This is a genomic window from Actinocorallia lasiicapitis (genome assembly GCF_054778695.1).
Window position 1 is genome coordinate 1 of sequence record NZ_BAAGZI010000570.1, and the last position, 2,707, is coordinate 2,707.

The following is a 2,707-nucleotide window of genomic DNA, read 5'->3' on the forward strand; positions in this document are numbered from 1 at the left end:
GCCGCCCGCGGCCCCGCCCGTCCCCGCCCCCGCCCCTCCCGCGGGTGAGGGCGGCAGGACGTTCGAGCTGTACGGGATCCGGTTCCTGTGCGGCGCCGACGACGCCGAACGCGTCGTCACCGAGGTCCGCCGCCGCGGCAAGTGGGCCCAGCAGCTCAAGGGCCAGGAGGTCTCCAGCGCCTCCGCCCCCGCCGTCCTGCTGGTCGGCGCCCCGTCCAGTGGCCAGCGCCGCCTCACCCGGATCATCGCCCGCGCCCTCGCCGAGGTGGGGTTCAGCGAGGAACGGGTCCGCACCCTGCACCCGGAGGACATCCGCGACCAGGGCCCCGACGGCCTGGAAACCCTTCTGGAACGGCACACCGGCCACACCGTCCTGCTCGAGGGCCTCGACGAACTGCTCCTGGACGACACCCGGGGCGCGGCCTACGCCCGCGCCCTCTACCGGGCCCGCGCCGAGGGCGTCACCACCACGACGCTCGTCGCGTCGTGCGCCCCGGAACGGTTCGACGAGCTCCGCGACCGCCACCCCGACCTGGTCAGCGACTTCCGCACCGTCCGGCTGCCCGACCTGACCCGAGGCGACACCAGGGTCGCGCTGCTCACCCTGCTCGCCGAGGAACGGTACGTCGGCCTCACCGACGACGCCTGGCCGATCGCCCGCCGCGACCTCGCGGCCCTGCCCGGCCGCGGCCGTCTCGTCAACGCCCGCCTGGTGGAGGCCTACCTCGACCGCGCCTGCACCCACCACCTCGGCCAGGCCGACGCCACGGTCGCCGTCCTCGGCGAACGCGGTTTCACTCTCGGCACCGCCGACCTCGACGGGGTCGCCCAGGAACTCCCGCACTGATCACGGAAAAGGGCGCCTTCCCAGCGGAGGCGCCCTTTCTCATCGCAAGGTCAGATCGCGAGGTCAGATCGGCGAATCCGGCAGGATCCGCTGGGGGCCCGTCGGCGTCGCCGGCCACAACTGCACCAGGTAGTGCTCGATCCCCTCCAGCTTGCGCAGCTCCGCCTGGAACTCCGCGGAGAAGGTGTCGCGGTGCCGGTCCAGCAGCTCGTCGTAGAGCCGGGCGATCTCGGTGCGGTGCCGGGCCCGGATCGCGAGATGGTAGCGGCCCACCCCCGCGGCCAGCCGCACTCCGTGCAGCACCGGTTCGCCCGTGGCCGCCGTCACCGCGACCGCGCCGCGCAGGTACAGCTCGGTGAACGCCTCCTCGTCCCACTGGCCGGGTGAGGACGGCGGCTCGGCGTCCCACTCCTCCAGCAGCAACGTGATCTCCACATCGTCCTGGAGGCTGCCGATCCACATCTGGTCGTACCCGACGCTCACCAGGTGCCGGCCCGGTGGCGGCGGCGCCTGCAGGCCCGACGGATCCGCACCCAGATCATGCGTCCGGAACATCCCCTTGTCGGGATGCAGGCGTACCCCCACTCGCAGCAATCTCCGATTCACACCTGACATCCTCCCGCATCTCGGACGTTCCCGCCTGTGACTGTGGCCACCCGCGGCACCCGAACCTTCTCAGCCGGTGAGTTGACGTGCCCCCCGCCACCTGCCACCAGTACCGTCACACCCATGGGGGAGCGGATGCCGTCGTGGCTGCCACGGGCGTTCGTGCTGGCCGGGGCGACCGTTCTGGTGTTCCTGGCCGGGCTGTGGGCGCTGGAACGGCTCCAAGGGCTCCTCACCCTCGTGCTGATGGCGCTGTTCCTGGCGTTCGCCATCGAACCGGCCGTCAACTACCTCGCCTCACGCGGCATGTCCCGCGGACTGGCCACCGGAATGATCTTCATTCTGCTCGCCGGGGCCGCCGGGGCGTTCCTCGCCCTGCTCGGCACCCTGCTGGTCGACCAGATCACCAACATGGTCAACAACGCGCCCCGCACCGGCCTCGCCATCGTGGAATGGGTCAACCAGACCTTCCACACCGAGCTGTCGCCCCGCGACATCACCCGCCGCCTGACCAGCCTCCAGTCGGTGGCCACCGGCCAGCTCTCCCTGATCGCCGGGAACGTGTGGGGGATCGGCACCCACGCCCTGGGCATCCTGTTCCAGGGGCTCGGGCTGATCCTGTTCACCTTCTACTTCGCCGCCGACGGGCCCCGACTGCGCCGCGCCGTCTGTGCCCTGCTGCCGCCCCAGCGCCAGCTCGACGTGCTGCGCGCCTGGGAGATCGCCGTCGACAAGACCGGCGGCTACCTGTACTCCCGCGCCCTGCTCGCCGTGGTGTCGGCCGCCGCCCACACCACCGCCCTCAGCCTCCTGGGCGTTCCCAACGCCGTCACCCTCGGCCTGTTCGTCGGGCTGGTGTCCCAGTTCGTGCCCACCGTCGGCACCTACATCGCCGGGATCGTGCCCGTGCTGGTCGCCCTCGCCCAGTCTCCGGCCACCGCCCTGTGGACCCTGCTGTTCATCGTCGCCTACCAGCAGTTCGAGAACTACGTCCTGCAACCCAAGATCACCGCCCGGTCGATGGACATGCATCCCGCCGTCGCGTTCGCGCTGGTCCTGGGCGGGGCCGCCCTGTTCGGCGCGCCGGGAGCGCTCCTCGCCCTGCCCGCGGGCGCCAGCATCCAGGCGTTCCTGTCGGCCTACGTCCGCCGCTACGACGTCGCCGACCACCCCCTCACCACCCCCTAATGGGAGCTACCGGGTGAGCCTCACTGGCAGACTCGGTGCCTGGTAGCCGCTGGTGAGTGAGCACTC

3 protein-coding genes are annotated in these 2,707 nt (G+C 71.6%); 2 read left to right on the top strand and 1 reads right to left on the bottom strand.

Features of this window, described 5'->3' with window-relative positions:
• Positions 1 to 847 (top strand): hypothetical protein (locus tag ACYVE7_RS32265; RefSeq protein WP_460370133.1); only part of this gene is annotated, 847 nt, incomplete at its 5' end.
• Positions 848 to 910: 63 nt separating this feature from the next.
• Here the strand turns inward: ACYVE7_RS32265 and ACYVE7_RS32270 are convergent.
• A complete protein-coding gene (locus tag ACYVE7_RS32270) occupies positions 911 to 1,432 on the bottom strand; it encodes a hypothetical protein (RefSeq protein ID WP_460370135.1) in 522 nt (173 codons plus the stop codon).
• Positions 1,433 to 1,576: 144 nt separating this feature from the next.
• Between ACYVE7_RS32270 and ACYVE7_RS32275 the strand changes: the two genes are divergently transcribed.
• Entirely contained in the window at positions 1,577 to 2,641 is a 1,065-nt protein-coding gene (locus ACYVE7_RS32275; protein ID WP_460370137.1) for an AI-2E family transporter, read from the top strand.
• Positions 2,642 to 2,707: the final 66 nt, after the last annotated feature.